Origin of the sequence: Gloeothece verrucosa PCC 7822, from assembly GCF_000147335.1 — a bacterium.
Lineage (GTDB): Bacteria > Cyanobacteriota > Cyanobacteriia > Cyanobacteriales > Microcystaceae > Gloeothece > Gloeothece verrucosa.
The window spans coordinates 664,611-682,436 of the sequence record NC_014501.1 but is presented as its reverse complement, the minus strand read 5'-3'; the positions used below and the strand labels follow the sequence as shown (position 1 = coordinate 682,436).

Below are 17,826 nucleotides of genomic sequence, written 5' to 3'. Positions count from 1 at the left end.
TTTTTTAATCTGTTATTTTGTTTAGAGAAAATTTGGGCTTCAAGTACATCAATCTCTCTAAGGGTTTTTGTATTGTTTGATACAATCTTGTAAAATAAGCGAAAAAGCGATGATTCTAAAACATTTGTGCTAGGAGATTAACAATTTGATTTATGATTGTCCCTTGTATGATTATAAATACTTTGACAAAAAGCTTTAACCAATATGCTGAATTACCCTTGCTTGAATCCGGCTTACTTAATAGAAATCCTAGAACCAGACACTATATTTTTTATATCTGAGCGAGAATCAGTCTGTTTACAAGATCCTCTTTATTACCGTTTAGTTAGGTTAATTGATGGTCAACGCAATGTTGATGAAATTGTTGATATTCTTCTATTAGAACTGCTACAAGACCCAATATTTACTCAAGAAATATCTAACTTTTTCCAAGCTTCTTTGGATTTTAGTATTCAAGTTCAAAAAGCCCTATTCCAACTACACCAACAAGGGTTTATTCTCGAAAATACTCAAGCCCTACCCTCTAATTTAGCTATTCTTTGCCATCATTTAAAAATTCCTCAGTTACAAGCTGATCATCAACTACAATCCACTAAAGTGTCTGTCAAGACGTTAGGAAAAGTCCCTGATGATTTTTTCATTAATCTTTTAAAATCTTTTCATATTCAAGCGGCTGATGAAGGCGATTTAACAATTATTTTAACTGACGATTATCTTCACCCAAATTTAGAGGACTTTAACCAACAAGCCTTGACCTCTCAAACCCCCTGGATGTTGGTCAAACCATTAGGCACTATTTCTTGGATTGGGCCTTTATTTTCTCCTCAGAAAACGGGATGTTGGCATTGTTTTGCCCAACGTTGGCGAGATAATCGACCCATAGAAGAATTTATTAACAGACAGAAAAATTCTACAACACTTTTAACTCCTCCCCTGGCTTTTTCTGAGGCGACAATGCAAACGGGTTTAACAATGGCTGCCACAGAAATTTTTAAGTGGATTGTTCAACAAAAGAATGAAAGAATAGAAGGAAATCTGATTACTTATGATACTCTAACTCTACAAACTCAAGACCACATTTTGGTTAAACGACCTCAATGTCCCAGTTGTGGAGAAATTTGTAATAAATCTCCGTTGCCTGTCGTTTTAGGGCACTGTAAAACCACATTTAGCAGCGATGGAGGATATCGTTCTTGTTCTCCTGAAGAAACCTTGAGAAAATATCAACATCATATTAGTCCAATTACAGGTGTGGTGCGAGAATTAGCTAAAATTCCCAGTCCTGGTTTAATTCATACTTATATAGCTAAACATCATTTTCGGAATGTTTTTGATAATGTAGATAACTTACGACAAAATTTAGGGGGTAGAAGTTCGGGAAAAGGAAAAACGGATAGTCAAGCCAAAGCAAGCGGCTTTTGTGAAGCAATTGAACGCTATTCTGGGGTATATCAAGGCGATGAAATTCAACAAAAAGCTAATTATCAACAATTAGGAGATACAGCGATTCATCCTCATGATTGTCTCAATTTTAGTGAGCAACAATATCAAAATCGTCAACAATGGAATGCTGAATGTAAAGGATGGTTTCAAAAAGTTCCAGAACCTTTTGATGAAACGAGAGTAATTGATTGGACTCCGGTCTGGTCTTTAACTTATCAAGATTTTAAATATTTACCCACTGCTTATTGTTACTATGGATATCCGCAATCTCATCCTTTTGACTGTTGGGCAGATTCTAATGGTTGTGCCGCCGGAAATACCATAGAAGAAGCAATTTTACAAGGATTTATGGAATTAGTAGAACGAGATTCTGTGGCTTTATGGTGGTATAATCGTTTGTCGAAACCTCAAGTAGATTTAGAGAGTTTTAATGAGCCTTATTTTGAGCATTTAAAACAGTATTATAAGAGTCTAAATCGAGACTTATGGGTATTAGATATTACCAGTGATTTGAATATTCCTTGTATGGCGGCGATTAGTTCAAGAAAGGATAGGGAAGTGCAGGATATTATCTTGGGATATGGGGCACATTTTGACCCGAAAATCGCCCTTAGCCGCGCTTTAACTGAGGTGAATCAAATTCTCCCTAATGTGCGATTTTTTAACGATAAGGGAATGACACAATATCCTAATTTTGCTGATGTTTTAGCGATAAAATGGTGGAAAACTGCCACTTTAACCAATCAAAGCTATTTAATCCCTAATGAGCAAATGATGGCCAAAAAAAGTAGTGATTATCTCCCATTAGCCAGTGATGATTTATTAGAGAATGTTAAGTTATGTCAACAAATCGTTGAAAAACAAGGCATGGAACTATTAGTTTTAGATCAGACTCGTGCTGATATTGGTTTAAGAGTCGCTAAAGTCATTGTTCCAGGGATGCGTCATATGTGGAAGCGGCTAGGGTTAGGAAGATTGTATGAGGTGCCGGTTAGTATGGGATGGTTAAAAAAACCTTTAAAAGAAGAAGAATTAAATCCGTTTCCTATGTGGATGTAAAGATCATTCCTCCCGAACTTTTAAAATGATAAATTATATAGTCAATAATAAATAAAGCAATGGATAAAACAATCCTGACAACCCTTGAGCAAGCCGGAGTGCAATTTGTACGAGTTCTCTGGTGTGACAATGCAAACCAAATTCGAGCTAAAGCATTTCATAGACAAAGACTAGAAGCTTACTATCAGCATGGGGTAGGAATTTCCGCCGCTCAACAATCAGTTTCTATCATGTATGATGGTCCTGTACCCGGCTCAGGAGGGGGACCAGTAGGGGAAATTCGTCTGGTACCGGACTGGGATACCTTAGCCGTGCTACCTTATGCGCCTCGTCATGCTAGAGTCATGGGAGACATGATCCTCGATGGACAACCTTGGTCATTATGTCCGCGCTCCTTTCTTAAAAGGGCCATCGCTTCATTAAAAGAAAAAGGGTTAGAACTGATGGCAGGATTTGAAAATGAATTTTATCTGTTGCGAGCTTACCAACCCGAAATTACCCCAGTAGACCAAACCAATTTTGCCTCTACCCTATCAATGGATATGCAGCAAGCCATTATAGACCAAATTGCTGATGCACTGGCTAAACAAGGAATCCAAATAGAACAATATTACTCAGAATCCGGCCCAGGACAGCAAGAAATTTCTCATCTGTACACTCAGGCCTTAAGCGCGGCTAACCAACAAATCATTTTTTGGGAAACCGCCAGAGCGATCGCTCGCCAAAATCAAATGATTGCCTCTTTTATCCCGAAAATATTTGCTAACTATCCAGGAAGCGGTTCTCATCTACATTTTTCGCTGTGGGAAGAGGGCAATAATATTTTGCCAGATGCACAGGGTAATGGACAATTATCATCGCTGGCGCGTCACTTTATCGCCGGTTTACTCGAGCATTTGCCGGCTTTAATGGCAATTACAGCCCCGAATCCCAATTCTTACCGACGCATACAACCTCAAACTTGGAGTGGTGCTTTTTGCTGTTGGGGATATGATAACCGAGAAGCGGCTATTAGAGTCCCCACCAACCCAGAACCCCCCAGTCCAACTCATATAGAATTCAAAACGTTCGATGCTACAGCTAATCCTTATTTAGCTTTAGGAGCCGTAATTGTGGCGGGATTAGATGGAATTAACCGAAGTCTTCCCTTAGTTGATCCGGTGGCAGTAGATCCAGGAACGTTAACCGATCAAGAGCTACAAGAAAAAGCTATTCAAAGATTGCCCAGTAATTTAGGAGAGGCCATTCAACAGTTAGAAAAAGATCAAGTTCTCTTAGCGGCATTAGGAGCCGATTTAGCGCAGGCATTTATAGCCGTTCGTCGAGCCGAATGGGAAGCGATGAAAGATTGGTCATTAGAACAACAAGTCAAGTTTTTATTAAACTATTATTAATATGATAGAGTTTGCGGCTATTGATCATCATGCTCATAATCTTTTAAAACCAGAAATAGCTCAAAAATATGCTTATGCGGCTTTTTTTACCGAAGGTTATGACCCAGAAATTATTAATCATCACGCCAGACACACCTTATTTTATTACCGCAGTTTGCGAGAAATAGCTCAATTATTAAATTGTGAGGCGACCGAAGCGGCTATTTTAGAACGTCGGCAAGAGTTAGGACTAGAAAAATTGGCAGACTGTTGTTTTAAAGCCGCCAATTTAGAAGCCATTTTTTTAGATGATGGTTTTTTTCCGTCAGAGGTTTTTCCTTGGCAGTGGCATCAAAATTTTGTGAAAGTTAAGCGAGTATTGAGACTAGAATATTTAGCCGAACAATTAATCCCTAGAGCAGAGAATTGTAAGAACTTTTTAGAAGCCTTTCGCAGTGAAATTGATCCGCCGCCTAGAGAAGTAGTGGCTTTTAAAAGTATTGTCTCCTATCGAACCGGTTTAAATATAGATCTGGTTTCTCTAGAAGTTGCCGAGTCAAGTTTTGAGCAAGTGAAACAAGCCTGTCAAGAAAAACCTTGCCGCTTGAATAATAAACATCTAATTGATTTTTTATTAATCCAAGCTTTAGAAATCGCCAATAAATATAGGATTCCGATCCAATTTCATACAGGATTTGGCGATCCAGACTTAGATTTAAAGCTGTCAAACCCCCTTTATTTACGTCCCCTATTAGAAGACAAACGTTGGCAAAATGCACCGATTATTTTGCTACACGCATCTTATCCCTATACCCGAGAAGGGGGATATTTAGCATCTGTATATCCCCAAATTTATCTAGATACGGGTTTAGCGGTACCCTTTTTAAGCGTGGCGGGAATGCGTTCTTGCGTACAACAATTATTAGAACTAACACCCACCACAAAACTGATGTATTCTTCGGATGCTCATCACATTCCAGAATTGTATTATTTAGCTGCCAAGTGGGGACGAAAAATTTTAGCTGACGTTTTAGAAGCGGCTATAAAAGACACAGACTTAACAGCCAAACAAGTAGACTTAATTAGCAAAGCCATCTTATCCGAAAACGCCCGTCACGTTTATCAATTATATAATTAAAAATAACCCAGGGCTATTTCATTCTCTCAAACACCTAACCCTGAAGGGTAGTTGCTCACGAACAAAGCCCGCCTGCGCGGGCTATCTGACGAATTATGAGCCTTTTAGCCTGCGTAGGCAGGCTTGGTTCGTAGAGCTAGCGGCTTTAGCCTGTGAGCGTTTCAAAAGAATGAAATAGCCCTGACCATAACCTTTGCATCTTTGCGCGAAAAAAACAACTATGCCCACTCGTCAAACTTTAAACCTAAACAACCTACAACTATCCTACTTAGAATGGAACCAAGCAGAAACCCCATTACTCGCCCTACATGGACTAGCCGATCATGGATTAGTTTGGTCAAGTTTAGGAGATTATCTAGCGGCAGAATATCATATTATCGCCCCTGATTTACGGGGACATGGAGAAAGTAGCAAACCGCCTCAAGGCTATCGCTTTATTGATTATATTCAAGACTTAGAAGCTTTAATGAATCATTTAGGCTGGAAGAATGCCCATATATTAGGTCATTCTTGGGGAGCGAAATTAGCCGCTATTTGGGCAACACAACATCCTGAAAGATTCCGCAGTTTAACTTTAATTGATCCCTTCTTTATCGATAAAATGCCCAGTTGGTTTAACTTAACTTTTCCCATCTTATACCAAGTTTTACCCTTTCTCAAAGTGATGGGCCCTTTTCCCAATTATCAAGCGGCAGAAAAAATCGCCCAAGGATTAAAACAATACCGAGGATGGACAATCTTACAGCAGCAAATTTTTCAAGAAGGAATGGAACAAAAAGCTGATGGAACTTGGGGAAGCAAATTTATCAAACCGGCGCGAGATGAAATTTTTGAAGATGTGATGAGAGTAGCCGGATTAACTAAACCTCTGGATATTCCGACACTTTTTATTAAACCGAAACAAGGACTTAATCGCACAGAATGGCAACTGAAACCTTATAAAACTTATTTAAAAAATTTACAAATTGAAGAAGTTCCGGGCAATCACTGGGCTTTTTTAGTGGAACCCGAGGCTTTTAATCAAACTGTTAAAGGTTTTTTATCTAAAATGTGATGTTTTTGTCTCGCGCAAAGGTTGATTAAAAAATTTACAGGATAGCATTCAAGATGATTATTTAAGCTTTGTTAGGGCTTCTTTTAGCTAGTTTCTTTATGATCATTATAAGCGTTGGTTGCTAATGCAGGTTAGGGAAACATTCTGCATTTTTACAACTCTGTTGAGTATTATTACATATTTTTAAAATGTAAATTTAAATTATTAATATTTTTTTTAATGTCATGGTGCTTTTTATAAAAAAAGCTTAACTTTAAATGAATTTAAGCTAATGACTAATACCCAACTTATGACAAGCGAAAAGAATTCGGTAACAATTCCTCTAAACAAAAAGACTGATTAGCCGCACAAATAATTATTTCAGCATTAGGCGCTAATTCTGCAATCCATTGACGACAAGCACCACAAGGCATCATCAATTGAATATTATTTGGCTCTTTAGCATCAATACAAGCCACAGCAATCGCCCTAAATTCTCGCTCTCCTTGAGCAATGGCATGAGCAAAAGCCGCACGCTCTGCACATAAACTTAACCCATAACTGGCATTTTCTACATTGGTACCCTGATAAATACCTTTATTTCCTAAAATTGCCGCCCCTACCCGAAATTTAGAATAAGGTGCATAAGCTAGTTGAGCCGCGTTTTCTGCCGCTTGGCAGAGTTGTTTTCTTTCTTGTGGAGATAATGCCATTTTTTAGCACTAAGAATGAGTTTTAGAGGTCCGATTTTTAGTATAGTTGAATTAACAGTTGATTAAAGAATAAGCCCTAAAGTCCCTATGAACATCCGCATTGGCAACGGTTATGATATTCACCGACTCGTCGAAGGAAGACCCCTCATTTTGGGAGGAATAGAAATTCCTCATCCCGTCGGACTATTAGGACATAGTGATGCTGATGTGCTAACTCATGCGATTATGGATGCTATGCTAGGGGCACTCAGTTTAGGCGATATTGGCCATTATTTTCCTCCTTCTGATGCCCAATGGGCAGGGGCAAATAGTTTATTGTTGTTAAAACAGGTGCATCAGTTAGTCATAGACCGGGGATGGCAGGTAAGCAATATTGATACGGTGATTGTGGCTGAACGTCCTAAAATTAAACCTTATATTAAGGATATGCAGACTAAATTGTCAGGAACCTTGGGACTTAATCCCGGTCAAATTAGTATTAAAGCCACCACTAATGAAAAGCTTGGCCCCATAGGACGTGAAGAAGGAATAGCGGCTTATGCGGTTACGTTACTGCTTGGTACTAATTGAGTTTATTAGTTATTACCCGCGCCTAGACTTCGGCTTTTAAGTAGAGCCGCTTCTCGCTTAAACCGCCTTTTTTAGCTTATTTTCTTCTTTTATTAATTCTAACTCGTCTCGGTTTTCTTTTAAAAATTCGTTGTTGGATTTTCGGATTTTTTCTCGATGAATTCGTCAAGTTTTGCTGGGGTAAATTTTCGATTTGTTGTTGGATTGTATTTATCTCTTGTTGTTGAGTCGTTAAAGTTTCTAACAAATCTTTTTGGGGGATGGCTTCAAATTGTTCTCGTAAATTTTTGATCTGTTCTCCAAATTGATCAAAATTAAGATTAGATAAGGATTCAGAGAGTTTTTTAACTTCATTAGATAAACTTTCGATCATTTGCCCTTCAGGTCGATGGTTGAACTGTTGCACTAAATTATTAAAATCACCGGAAAGCACATTAAATGAGTCCTGATGGACGAAGTTATTCACTTCGTTTTTTAAATAAGTTAATGAATCAAGAGATTGCTTTAATTGTTCTAATTCAGAACGAGTGGGTAAAGATTGAATTAGATTAAAAGCCTGATGAATTTCACTTTGAGAATTTTCTAAAGTTCGCTCTAGGTTTTGCTGATTCTGTTTAAGCTGAAGGATTTCTGCTTGGACTTGGGCAAAACTATCTAATCGTTGCTGTAAATTCGCTAATTGTTCTTGAAGAGGATTTAGGTCCACAGCATTAAGGCTATCAAGACGCGCTTGCCAATGACTGAGGGTTGTCTGAAAGCCCTCTATTTTAGCTTTTAATTCAGTGTTATCAAAAGAAGCGGCTAACTTTTGTAAATCTTGCTGAAATTGGCTGATGGTTGCTTCGGTGTTTTCAATTTTGGCTTGCAAGGTTTTGATGTCAAGAGAATAATCTACATTAGGAGACTCCTGATGAACTTCTTTTTCCTCTTGGGGTTTTTCTAAGAGTTTTTGTTCGAGTAATAAAATATTTTCTTCCACTTGCTGTCTATTAAAGATATTCAGCAATAAAGTAATCATTAAAGGAATAGCGGCATAAGTGATCTCTTGCGTCAAAGTGGCGATCGCTATCCCCACCATAGAAATGCCAACAAAGAGGTATTCAACAGCTTGTAGTCCTGGATTAGCGGTTTTCATGATTGGTCACTCCACAGGGTTTACAATTCTTGACTCATCACTGATAACTTATTAGAGTTAACTGTTAACTGCTAACTCTAATCGGAGGATAGATAATAGCGATGAGAATTTTAATCATGGGTGGAACCCGTTTTATCGGGGTATTTTTAACTAAAATCTTGGTCAAACAAGGCCATGAGGTGGTACTGTTTAACCGAGGAAACAAACCTGTACCCATTGAAGGGGTAGAACAGATTCACGGCGATCGCCAAGATCCGGTTCAATTAAAAGAGAAATTGGCGAATCAAAAATTTGATGCCATCTTCGATAATAATGGACGAGAATTAAATGATACTCAGCCTTTAGCAGAAATTTTTAAGGATCAAATTCAACACTTTATCTACGTCAGTTCAGCCGGTGTTTATCAAAAATCCGACCAAATGCCGCATATTGAAGGAGATCCTGTTGATCCCAACAGCCGCCATAAAGGAAAATTCGAGACAGAAGATTATTTAGCTAAGGCGGGTATTCCTTGGACTTCCATTCGTCCTACTTATATTTATGGGCCTCAAAACTATAATGATTTAGAGGCCTGGTTTTTTGACCGCCTTGTTCGAGACCGTCCTATTTTGATTCCGGGTAATGGTTTGCATATCACCCAACTCGGCCATGTTCAAGACTTAGCGGCAGCGATGGCTGCTGTATTAGGCAATGATCAAGCGATCGGACAAATTTATAATATTTCTGGGGAACGCTATGTAACTTTTGATGGGTTAGCTAAAGCTTGCGCCGTCGCCGTTGGTAAGTCCCCTGATGAAATTAAACTCCTTCACTATAATCCCAAAAAGTTTGATTTTGGTAAGCGCAAGAGTTTTCCTTTACGGGTACAACACTTTTTTGCTGATGTTCATAAAGCCATGACTCAGTTAAACTGGACACCGGAATTTGACCTTGTATCAGGGTTAAAAGACTCCTATGAACATGATTATCTCCCCAGTGGTCGCCATCAAGCGGAGATTGATTTCTCGGTGGATGAGGAAATTTTGTCAACTCTCTGAGGTAAAACGTAAATAAGCCCAGAAATTAACGTCAGAATAACCGACACCCAAAACAGGATTAAACCAGGAGTTGTCCATGCTGGAGGAAGCGGACCTATCAATAGGGCAATGGCACTAATTTGAGTCACGGTTTTGAGTTTTCCCCAGAAATTAGCCCCACTAATACTACTATTACCGGTTAGTTGAGGATTAACCCGCCAACCAGCAATAGACAACTCTCTGAGTAAAATTAAAAAGACTCCCCAAGCGGGTATCTGCCCTAATTCGATCAGGGATAACAGAGGTGCTAATACCAGTAATTTATCCACTAAGGGATCTAAAAATTTGCCTAATTCGGTTATTTGGTTGAGTTTACGGGCTAAATATCCATCTAACCAGTCAGTGGCGGCGGCAATTAAGAAGATAATGACACCGATAAGACGATGGTTAGGGGTAGGATCGTGCAATAAATAGACGATAAAGGGTATTCCTAAAAGACGTGAAAAGGTAATCCAATTGGGTAGGTTCATAGAAACAGGGTAAAGGGTAAAATTCAACTTAAACTGAGGAACTTGGCCAACGAAACAGTCTGGGCAATTGGGAAATATCTAAAAGATAATTGGCTATCCAAACAATAAGATTAATCATTAACAAATAACGTACCCAAATTAATTGAGGATTAGAAGGTAAAAAATTTAATGCCTCATATAATTGCCAAAAGCGATAGGGCAAATAAACATAAGGAACCATAACCCAGACCACTGAGGACTTTTTTCTCAGGGTATAAACTTCGGAAGCAATTTGTAATACTAAAATGATTAAATAGGGGAGGAGTGCGACAATAACGCTTTGATAACCCCAGACAAATCCCCACCACACCAAAGCAACAAGCGGCAGGAAAAGACCAAAAATTTGTACAGGGACAAACCAATAGTTAAACCATTTTGGCTGGGGTAATGGTAGTTCAAAAGGTTTAAGGTCTTTCCAAGCGCGATCAACGATCAATAGAAAAACTGTTGCCACCAGAGAAAAAAGCACATTTTCCCAAAATAGATAATCAATCATCACTCGATTTTTAATGACCAATATTTCGGGTGGAGGTTACCCACCACCCCTGATCACTTTATTTATCACACTCTCGAGACAATTATCTACCCCCAACGGTAATAGAATCCACCTTGATATGGGGTTGTCCAACAGTTACGTAAACACTGCCGCTAACTGAACCACAGAAACCCGCCGCTAACCCTAAATCTTGGGAAGACATAGAAATTTTATTCATGATTTCTTTAGCTTCTCCAATTAAAGTAGCTCCCTTAAGGGGTTTTGTGATTTTGCCGTTTTCAATTAAATAAGCTTCAGAAACCCCAAAGTTAAATTCTCCGGTAGCCCCTACACTACCGCCACCCATATTTTTACAGTAAATGCCTTTATCCACAGAGGCAAATAAATCATCTAGAGAATAGGCACCAGGGGCAATATAGGTATTACGCATCCTTGAAGCCGCCGCATAGGTATAATTTTGTCGTCTGCCGCTACCGGTACGAGGATGTCCGGTTCTCATCGAACCCGTGCGATCCGCTAAAAAGTTCTTAAGAATGCCATTTTCAATTAATAAAGTCCTTTGGGTAGGCATTCCTTCATCATCCATGTCAATAGTGCCAAAAGCTTTATCGGATAGCCCTTCATCCCAAGCGGTTAAATTTTCATGGGCGATCTTTTCTCCTTTTTTATCGATAAAGGGAGTAGACTGGCGCTCAATTTGGGTGGTTTCTAACAAATGTCCGCAAGCTTCATGAAAAATTACCCCACCAAACTCATTAGCCATAATAATTGGGTAATTTCCCGATTCTACATAATCAGCATAGAGCATTTTGCCGGCAGATTCTGCCACTCGTTCGGCATCGCTTTGATACTGCCAACCTCGCAAGAAATTGGGATCGCTGGTATCTCCTACCCGTTTACCAATAGAAGAGCGATGTTCTCCATCAGCACACAAGAGATTATATCCTACAGATTGAGTCAGACGGATATCTCGGGCAAATGTCCCATCACTAGCGGCCACCATCACCTCTTGCCAGTCCCGGAAATAAATAGTCCGTCGAGATTGTACATGATTAGCTTTGAGGGATAGCTGATGGTTAGCGGCTAGGAGTATATCGCCCATTTCTTGCATCGAACTACATTGAGATAACCAAACTTCTTTCCCTTTTGTCCCCGCATAATCTCGAAATATCTCTAGATTGGTTTCTGGGATGTAAGCATTAGGGGTTGGTAAGTTTAAGCCTAAGATTGATAATCCTTTTTCTAAAGCTGATCTTAAGCCGCTAAAGGATAAATCATTGGTACTAACATAACAGTCGCCGCTTCCTTTGAAGATTCTTACCCCGGCACCGGTAGACAAACGTGGGGAAATGCTAGTGATCAGATCATCTTCGGCTAAACAACTAATGTAATTGGTTCTTTCTAAGAAAAATTCGATAAAATCTGCTCCGGCTGCACGTCCTAACCCCAATAGGGTTGATAGGGGTTTTTCCCAAGTCCCGTCGAAGCGATCACACGTCGGGCTATATTGTAGGGTGGGCAGTTCTCTGGAAATGAGTAGGGTGGGTGGCATAGATTCGGTTTCCTTGATTGGCTTTAACAATTCCTGTATCTGCTAGTGTAGCAATTTCAGGGATGCCGCTTGACACCAGTCGCTTTAGACACTATCAATATTAGCCTTGTAATTAAGTAATAATTCTCTAGTCGCTCAAAAAGTCTTAAATTCTCTAAATAACTTTTTACTCTTTGAGTAACAAGATCAAAGATAATAAAATATGGAAATAGCCTCAAATATCAATTAGGTATAGTCGAGTCAAGCTGATGAGACTATGCTCCGGTTGTTGTTTGACTTTTATCTATATCGCTTAACCTTTTTAATCAAAGTTTATGCTCAAAATCAAGAAGATTTTTTATTTAGCTAAAGTGCTATTATTATGCCTCGTATTTTGTAGCACTCTACTGCCGGTATATGCCGCCACAACAACTTCTCTCAATTCACCCTTAGAAGAACAAGTTTTACAAATTATTCGTAACCATCCTGATGTCATTCTAGAATCGGTTAAAGAATACCAAAATCAACAGTATGCCCTGCAAGAGCAAAAAAAACAAGCCGCTTTGCAGGAGATGAAAAATAATCCTGAAAAAGTGCTGGGTAATTCCCCGACTCTCACCGCTTCGGCACAAAAACTTGTGATGGTAGAGTTCTCAGATTTTCAATGCCCCTTTTGTAGCAAGATGTATGTAAATCTGAAAAAATTTCTCGGTAAGCACTCTCAAGAAGTGAGTTTAACTTATAAACATTACCCTTTAAGTCAGATTCATAAAGAAGCTATGCCGGCAGCCTTGGCGGCTTGGGCGGCATCCCAACAAGGTCAATTTTGGCCGTTTCATGATCGTTTATTTAGTCAACAGGATAAGTTAGGAGAAAAGTTATATCTTGATATTGCTAACGAGCTTGCTCTAAATTTAGAACAGTTTAACCGTGATCGTAATAGCGAAGCGGCGAGATCGGCCATTGAACAAGATATGGCGGTGGCTGAAAACTTGGGAATAGAAGGAACTCCTTATTTAGTGATTTATAACCCTAATAAACCTGACGGCAAGATTGAAACATTTTCTGGAGCATTAGACATCTCTCAGTTAGAAAAGATATTGGCAAATATTGGCAATTAGCTACAGTCTTTTTGCCTAATTGAATTTCCCCTCTATTATGAGGGCATTTTTTTTTCAAAAGTTTTCTTGGCTAAAAAAAGCCTGAAATAGTTAAAAATAACCATTCCAGACCTAAAATTATGCTTTTGTGGCTTGTACTCCTTGCCACGCCAATACAGGGAGAAAACTTTTAGCAATCTAAATTGCCGCTCCTGAAGCGGGTTCTGCTCCCATATTAGAAGCAATAGAGCGTAATACTGTAATTTGTTGCTGAAATTCTAATCCTTCAAGGGCTTTTAGCCAGTCATTTCCTTGTTGGGATACTTGATAATTTTCTGGCATAGGAATAATGGTTCCTTGATCCATGCCTTGAGCTAATAAGTACCAAAAATCTAACTTAGTGGTGGCGCTTAAAGACCCATATTGACGGCTCATTTCGGTGCTGTTACCCCGAGCAATATCTCGCATAATTTGTAATTGTTCTTCTTGGGGTTTTTCTTTGACTTGATTAAATAAACCTTCAGCAATTCCAGGTGAAGCAGTGGAAGCATCCGGAGCCGCAGGGGTTACTCCTTGCCCCATTTTTTCATACACGAACCACAACAGTGCTAATTGATCATCAATACTAAACTGTGTAAATTCGTTAACGACTTTGTCAGTATTAGCTTGGAACTGAACCATATCTGAACCTCTCAATATTGGATTTTTTGCTATTATTTTCGCTTTTTTTAGCTCTTATTAATTAAGATAAAGGTTATCCCTATACATTTTCATCCAACTCTAGATATAGTTCATTGAATTTTTATATTTTTATATTTTTATTATTTATAACCCTCGGCAGATTAAAATTTAAATAAAAATTTTTATTTTTTTCTTTAAATAAATCATCAGTTACTGTTAACAAAAAACCGGAGAAACTAATTCATTATCAGGCTCAATACTATCTCGAATCAGTTGATAGCCAATTTCATCTATCATTAATCCTTGTTCTCTGGCTTGTTCCCAAGATTGCCGCTCCTTCCATTGAGCATAAGCCACTCCAGTTCCATCTTCATTTTGATGCAATCGAGAACCCAGGGTTTGATAAGTTTTATAAATCGCTTCGCTTAGGAGTCGCCAACCTTGACGAAATTGTTCTTCTTTGCCTGGCTTAAGCTTCCACTCCCTTTTTAACAAATCTCCAAGAGTCGCGCGAATCGCGGGAAGCGGAGTGGAGAGGTAGGTAGCTATTCTCGGAGTTAACTTGACTTTTGTTTACTGATATATAAACTTCCCTTACTTGGGGTGATAAGGGAAGTGATTAATGGTTAAAGATGAGTGATAAACATGAACAGTTTTAACTTTATGATACCACTTGCTACAGATTTGGGGATCATTTAATGATCTTCGGCTGAATCGGGGTCTAATTCCCAGCGTTGCTCGTCTCGTTGTTCGAGTCTGTCTCTAACTCGAAGGGGTTTATTATCATCGGTTTGTACCCCTGTGGCCACAGCAAGATCTTCGACAATACTTTGCTCAGGTGTAGGGGTTAAACCTCCTACTGCTTCTTCTCCGGCCACTTCAGCTTGATAATGATTAGCGTCAAGATCATTAGCCGTTAAGGTCATTCCTTCTTCTTCAATATATTCTGACTCTTCAAAAAGGCTTTCAGTGCCAGTATTGTCATCGTCTATTTCTAATAAATTATCTTGAGAAAGATTGTAAATTGTTGGCTCGTCCATCTCTATTTCTCCAGCAAAAAAATTAATAGCCTCTTCTGAACCTGATTGATCACACCACAAGCGGCTGACGGCTTAAGTTTCCCAAGGGATGCTCCCAAAAAATTGATAGCCTGCCTAGGCTGGGGTGCGGAACTCGTTCCGCACAGGCTTACTTAAACCGCTCCTTTGCATAATCTAAGAGGGGGCTTGAGTTATTCTTTATAAGTTTGGTAGGTTTGTGTTGTGGTTTCAGAAGGATAATTAACTGATGGTGGTACCTCGTTGAGTGATTCACCTTGAACTGATGAGACGGTGCGGCTGTGATGAACAGTTTTTGGTTCATCGTAGCGTTTTCTTCTTAACAACCCTAACAAGCCAAATAAACCTAATAACCCTAACCATCCTAAATTAGAACGTTGTTGAGCATCTTGGGTACTTTGATTGAGTCGTTGTTGAGCTTGCGCTACAGATGCGTCTATTTGTTGTTGAGCGGTTCTGGCATAGTCTTGAATCTGTTGTCTGACTGTTTGCATTCTTTGTTCAGTTTGCTGTTGGGCTGTCTGAACTCTTTGCTGTGCGGCATCTGTGGCTGCTTCTATCTCGGCTTGAGAGTTTTGCAGGCTTTGTTGACTACCAGTGCTAGTGGTGCCGGTGGTTCCAGTGGTGCCGGTGGTTCCAGTGGTGCCGGTGGTTCCAGTCCCACTGAGTCCACTTGTACTATCTGCGCCGCCAGTGTTACCGGTGGTGCTACCTGTGTCTAGTCCACTACTGCCGCCAGTGGTACCAGTTGTATTGCCGGTTCCACCAGTAGTACCGCTTGCGCCACCGGTTCCCGCGCCGCTCTGTGCTAAAACCGGACAATAAATCGGAAAAGTGGTTAAACTAATGGCTACAAGACTTGCACTGAGAAATTGAGAAACTTTCATGGTCTAACTCCTTTATATTAAGTAAAAATTAAGTAAAAATTAACTAACAACTTTGGTAGCAAAGAATTCTCGATGTAGATGAGCCAGTTGACATTGATAAAGGTCTTCCATTTGAGAGGCCACTCCATCCCAACTAAAGAAAGAGTTAACTCTGCGTTGTCCGGCTCGGCCTAATTCTTTGCCCCAAGCGGGATCAGATAAAATGCGATTAATGGCCTCAGCAAAAGCGGGTGAATTTTTGCTTTCTACCAATAATCCTGTTTTTGATGAAACTACGGTAAACCGTAATCCTCCTACATCGCTGGCCACCACAGGAATACCAGATGCCATCGCTTCAATGGTTACCAGTCCAAAGGGTTCATAATAACTGGGGATAACGCAGACATCGGCGGCGGCGTAGTAGTTGGGTAATTCACTGTGAGATATTTGTCCAGCAAAAAAAGTAATCTTTTCTAGACCCAGTTCTTCGACTATAGTTTCTATGCGCTCACGTTCGAGTCCGTCTATTTGTCCGGGTTGACTTCCACCAACGATAATTAGCTGTAACTTCTCATGTTTTCTCACTTCAGGACGGCCCACTGCTCGCACCAAGGTTTCTATGCCTTTGCGACGATCAAAGCGTCCTACATAGAGAATAACCTTAGCGTCTGGGTCAATTAAGAGCTTTTCTCGGGCGCTATCACGATCTACACTGGCAAAACGTTTAATATCAGTACCACAGGGAATTATTTCAATGTTGCCGCCACGAGAAACTAGCGAGCGCATATCTTGTTCTTCTTGAGGGCTGGTTGCTACAATGCAATCTGCTGTTTCTAAACATTGTTTTTCTACTGATAAACGGGTATTGGCCACCAGGGGAACGGTGGTGACCGATCTATATTTGACTGCACCTAAAGAATGATAAGTATGAATATGTCTAAATAAATGGTGTTTGCGTAGCTCTAAACCTACCCACCCAGAAAGCCAATAATTTGTATGAATGATCGGATATAAAGTATGTGTTTGTGCTTGGAAATTAAAAAAACTTTTGACAAATTCTGGTAAATATTCAAATAAATGATCTCGGCCAATAAATTTTTCCGGCCCTGCGGCTAAACGAATGGTTCGAACATTAGGACTATGCTCAACTATATTAGCTTGCTCGGCATAAACTTTGCGGGTAAACATATCTACTTGCCACCCTTTTCCTCCTAAAGCTTCTCCGATCTCCCTTACGTAAACATTTTGACCGCCGGCTTCTTCTTTTCCGATGTCGATAGATGGATCGCCATGCACAGAAATTAAAGCTATTTTTCCTTTATTTTGACGATTATACATAATTAGGCTCTTTGAAAATATATCAAATTTCTTTCTCAACACCTTTACAATAAAATTAACGCTTTAGCCTAGCATCCAACCCCAGTAATAAATAGGCTTAAGGTTGATTTTGCTGAATCGAACTCGGGAAATAATTCTTTTGACTGATAAAATTTTATTCAGGAAATGTCATCAATAATTTTATATTATAAACTCGGAGATACTCTCATCTCCACAAAATATTTTAAAAGTTAGGGGAACATCTTAAATTATATTTTAATGCCATAGATAAGCCTTAAATACCTATTTAAAATGCTCCCTAAAAAGACAGATTATGAGGGAAAAAAAGTGCGGCAAAGATGTTTAAACCGGTTGTTAATTACCACCAAACTCGATTTCCATCTTCATCTACTCTCGCCTGACGGATCACATCAGAAATTTTATCGGCATCTTTGACATGATGCAACGCTTCTTGACTTCCGTCTGGGTTATCGACGACAAAATAAGTCGGAACTTGTTGGTAACCCACAATATCCCAACTATCTACAGCAACTTGTTGAGCTTTTTCTTCGATCGTTTGGGGTTCTTCACTGATGCGATCACCTGGGTTAGCCGTTAAACGTCCCTCGTATTGATCTTCTTCTTTTATTGGCTCTTTATTATCAACATTTTGCTTGATCTCACTCATAATAAATCTCCTATGAAAATTTTTGTTCATATATTTCTAT

Annotated in this window: 18 protein-coding genes; 7 read left to right on the top strand and 11 right to left on the bottom strand. The window is 39.4% G+C overall.

What is annotated here, in order from left to right:
* Nucleotides 1-204: 204 nt before the first annotated feature.
* The 4 genes from CYAN7822_RS02975 (at nt 205) to CYAN7822_RS02960 (ending at nt 6,067) form a co-directional block, all read left to right on the top strand.
* The gene (locus CYAN7822_RS02975; RefSeq protein WP_013320760.1) at nt 205-2,502 is read left to right on the top strand and encodes a TOMM precursor leader peptide-binding protein; all 2,298 of its coding nucleotides are present in this window, start codon (nt 205-207) and stop codon (nt 2,500-2,502) included.
* Nucleotides 2,503-2,561: 59 nt separating this feature from the next.
* Nucleotides 2,562-3,896 (top strand): glutamine synthetase family protein, encoded by a 1,335-nt coding sequence (locus CYAN7822_RS02970; RefSeq protein WP_013320759.1) that lies wholly within the window; start codon nt 2,562-2,564, stop codon nt 3,894-3,896.
* Between the two features lies 1 nt (nt 3,897).
* The gene (locus CYAN7822_RS02965; protein ID WP_013320758.1) at nt 3,898-5,013 is read left to right on the top strand and encodes an amidohydrolase family protein; all 1,116 of its coding nucleotides are present in this window, start codon (nt 3,898-3,900) and stop codon (nt 5,011-5,013) included.
* A 220-nt stretch (nt 5,014-5,233) separates the two neighbouring features.
* Nucleotides 5,234-6,067 carry an alpha/beta fold hydrolase gene (locus tag CYAN7822_RS02960; RefSeq protein WP_013320757.1) on the top strand — a complete coding sequence of 278 codons (834 nt, stop codon included), beginning with the start codon at nt 5,234-5,236 and terminating at the stop codon, nt 6,065-6,067.
* Between the two features lie 287 nt (nt 6,068-6,354).
* On the opposite strand, the gene CYAN7822_RS02955 is transcribed toward CYAN7822_RS02960, so the two are convergent.
* Nucleotides 6,355-6,759 (bottom strand): cytidine deaminase, encoded by a 405-nt coding sequence (locus tag CYAN7822_RS02955; protein ID WP_013320756.1) that lies wholly within the window; start codon nt 6,757-6,759, stop codon nt 6,355-6,357.
* An 87-nt stretch (nt 6,760-6,846) separates the two neighbouring features.
* Between CYAN7822_RS02955 and ispF the strand changes: the two genes are divergently transcribed.
* On the top strand, nt 6,847-7,329 hold the full coding sequence (gene ispF, locus CYAN7822_RS02950; RefSeq protein WP_013320755.1) for a 2-C-methyl-D-erythritol 2,4-cyclodiphosphate synthase: 483 nt from the start codon (nt 6,847-6,849) through the stop codon (nt 7,327-7,329).
* A gap of 76 nt (nt 7,330-7,405) precedes the next feature.
* Here ispF and CYAN7822_RS02945 read toward each other — a convergent pair whose 3' ends face one another.
* On the bottom strand, nt 7,406-8,464 hold the full coding sequence (locus CYAN7822_RS02945; RefSeq protein WP_013320754.1) for a hypothetical protein: 1,059 nt from the start codon (nt 8,462-8,464) through the stop codon (nt 7,406-7,408).
* A 101-nt stretch (nt 8,465-8,565) separates the two neighbouring features.
* On the opposite strand from CYAN7822_RS02945, the gene CYAN7822_RS02940 reads away from it, so the two are divergent.
* Entirely contained in the window at nt 8,566-9,501 is a 936-nt protein-coding gene (locus tag CYAN7822_RS02940) for an NAD-dependent epimerase/dehydratase family protein (RefSeq protein WP_013320753.1), read from the top strand.
* On the opposite strand, the gene pgsA is transcribed toward CYAN7822_RS02940, so the two are convergent.
* The 3 genes from pgsA to CYAN7822_RS02925 all read right to left on the bottom strand — a co-directional run bounded on the left by pgsA (nt 9,450) and on the right by CYAN7822_RS02925 (nt 12,097).
* Nucleotides 9,450-10,010 carry a CDP-diacylglycerol--glycerol-3-phosphate 3-phosphatidyltransferase gene (pgsA, locus tag CYAN7822_RS02935; RefSeq protein ID WP_013320752.1) on the bottom strand — a complete coding sequence of 187 codons (561 nt, stop codon included), beginning with the start codon at nt 10,008-10,010 and terminating at the stop codon, nt 9,450-9,452. The genes CYAN7822_RS02940 and pgsA overlap by 52 nt on opposite strands.
* Nucleotides 10,011-10,038: 28 nt before the next feature.
* Nucleotides 10,039-10,545 (bottom strand): hypothetical protein, encoded by a 507-nt coding sequence (locus tag CYAN7822_RS02930; protein ID WP_013320751.1) that lies wholly within the window; start codon nt 10,543-10,545, stop codon nt 10,039-10,041.
* Nucleotides 10,546-10,627: 82 nt separating this feature from the next.
* The gene (locus tag CYAN7822_RS02925) at nt 10,628-12,097 is read right to left on the bottom strand and encodes a TldD/PmbA family protein (protein ID WP_013320750.1); all 1,470 of its coding nucleotides are present in this window, start codon (nt 12,095-12,097) and stop codon (nt 10,628-10,630) included.
* Nucleotides 12,098-12,411: 314 nt separating this feature from the next.
* Between CYAN7822_RS02925 and CYAN7822_RS02920 the strand changes: the two genes are divergently transcribed.
* Nucleotides 12,412-13,197, top strand: a complete 786-nt coding sequence (locus tag CYAN7822_RS02920; RefSeq protein ID WP_013320749.1) for a DsbA family protein — start codon at nt 12,412-12,414, stop codon at nt 13,195-13,197.
* A gap of 177 nt (nt 13,198-13,374) precedes the next feature.
* On the opposite strand, the gene CYAN7822_RS02915 is transcribed toward CYAN7822_RS02920, so the two are convergent.
* From CYAN7822_RS02915 to CYAN7822_RS02890, 6 genes are all read right to left on the bottom strand, one after another.
* Nucleotides 13,375-13,857: an orange carotenoid protein N-terminal domain-containing protein gene (locus tag CYAN7822_RS02915; RefSeq protein ID WP_013320748.1), complete on the bottom strand. Its 483-nt coding sequence runs from the start codon at nt 13,855-13,857 to the stop codon at nt 13,375-13,377.
* Nucleotides 13,858-14,073: 216 nt separating this feature from the next.
* Nucleotides 14,074-14,352, bottom strand: coding sequence for an antibiotic biosynthesis monooxygenase (locus CYAN7822_RS02910; protein ID WP_013320747.1), 279 nt, complete (start codon nt 14,350-14,352; stop codon nt 14,074-14,076).
* Nucleotides 14,353-14,552: 200 nt separating this feature from the next.
* Nucleotides 14,553-14,897, bottom strand: a complete 345-nt coding sequence (locus CYAN7822_RS02905) for a DUF6335 family protein (protein ID WP_013320746.1) — start codon at nt 14,895-14,897, stop codon at nt 14,553-14,555.
* Between the two features lie 191 nt (nt 14,898-15,088).
* A complete protein-coding gene (locus CYAN7822_RS38860) occupies nt 15,089-15,802 on the bottom strand; it encodes a hypothetical protein (RefSeq protein ID WP_013320745.1) in 714 nt (237 codons plus the stop codon).
* 39 nt (nt 15,803-15,841) lie between these two features.
* Nucleotides 15,842-17,119 (bottom strand): glycosyltransferase family 4 protein, encoded by a 1,278-nt coding sequence (locus CYAN7822_RS02895; RefSeq protein ID WP_013320744.1) that lies wholly within the window; start codon nt 17,117-17,119, stop codon nt 15,842-15,844.
* Nucleotides 17,120-17,477: 358 nt separating this feature from the next.
* The gene (locus CYAN7822_RS02890) at nt 17,478-17,786 is read right to left on the bottom strand and encodes a hypothetical protein (RefSeq protein WP_013320743.1); all 309 of its coding nucleotides are present in this window, start codon (nt 17,784-17,786) and stop codon (nt 17,478-17,480) included.
* Nucleotides 17,787-17,826: the final 40 nt, after the last annotated feature.

Bases quoted from the DNA above. Each gene is read 5' to 3' on its own strand.
- CYAN7822_RS02940 (WP_013320753.1), top strand. From the start codon at position 8,566: ATGAGAATTTTAATCATGGGTGGAACCCGTTTTATCGGGGTATTTTTA.
- CYAN7822_RS02930 (WP_013320751.1), bottom strand. From the start codon at position 10,545: ATGATTGATTATCTATTTTGGGAAAATGTGCTTTTTTCTCTGGTGGCA.
- CYAN7822_RS02905 (WP_013320746.1), bottom strand. From the start codon at position 14,897: ATGGACGAGCCAACAATTTACAATCTTTCTCAAGATAATTTATTAGAA.
- ispF (WP_013320755.1), top strand. From the start codon at position 6,847: ATGAACATCCGCATTGGCAACGGTTATGATATTCACCGACTCGTCGAA.
- CYAN7822_RS02945 (WP_013320754.1), bottom strand. From the start codon at position 8,464: ATGAAAACCGCTAATCCAGGACTACAAGCTGTTGAATACCTCTTTGTT.
- CYAN7822_RS02965 (WP_013320758.1), top strand. From the start codon at position 3,898: ATGATAGAGTTTGCGGCTATTGATCATCATGCTCATAATCTTTTAAAA.
- pgsA (WP_013320752.1), bottom strand. From the start codon at position 10,010: ATGAACCTACCCAATTGGATTACCTTTTCACGTCTTTTAGGAATACCC.
- CYAN7822_RS02895 (WP_013320744.1), bottom strand. From the start codon at position 17,119: ATGTATAATCGTCAAAATAAAGGAAAAATAGCTTTAATTTCTGTGCAT.
- CYAN7822_RS02890 (WP_013320743.1), bottom strand. From the start codon at position 17,786: ATGAGTGAGATCAAGCAAAATGTTGATAATAAAGAGCCAATAAAAGAA.
- CYAN7822_RS02960 (WP_013320757.1), top strand. From the start codon at position 5,234: ATGCCCACTCGTCAAACTTTAAACCTAAACAACCTACAACTATCCTAC.
- CYAN7822_RS38860 (WP_013320745.1), bottom strand. From the start codon at position 15,802: ATGAAAGTTTCTCAATTTCTCAGTGCAAGTCTTGTAGCCATTAGTTTA.
- CYAN7822_RS02915 (WP_013320748.1), bottom strand. From the start codon at position 13,857: ATGGTTCAGTTCCAAGCTAATACTGACAAAGTCGTTAACGAATTTACA.
- CYAN7822_RS02925 (WP_013320750.1), bottom strand. From the start codon at position 12,097: ATGCCACCCACCCTACTCATTTCCAGAGAACTGCCCACCCTACAATAT.
- CYAN7822_RS02970 (WP_013320759.1), top strand. From the start codon at position 2,562: ATGGATAAAACAATCCTGACAACCCTTGAGCAAGCCGGAGTGCAATTT.
- CYAN7822_RS02920 (WP_013320749.1), top strand. From the start codon at position 12,412: ATGCTCAAAATCAAGAAGATTTTTTATTTAGCTAAAGTGCTATTATTA.
- CYAN7822_RS02975 (WP_013320760.1), top strand. From the start codon at position 205: ATGCTGAATTACCCTTGCTTGAATCCGGCTTACTTAATAGAAATCCTA.
- CYAN7822_RS02955 (WP_013320756.1), bottom strand. From the start codon at position 6,759: ATGGCATTATCTCCACAAGAAAGAAAACAACTCTGCCAAGCGGCAGAA.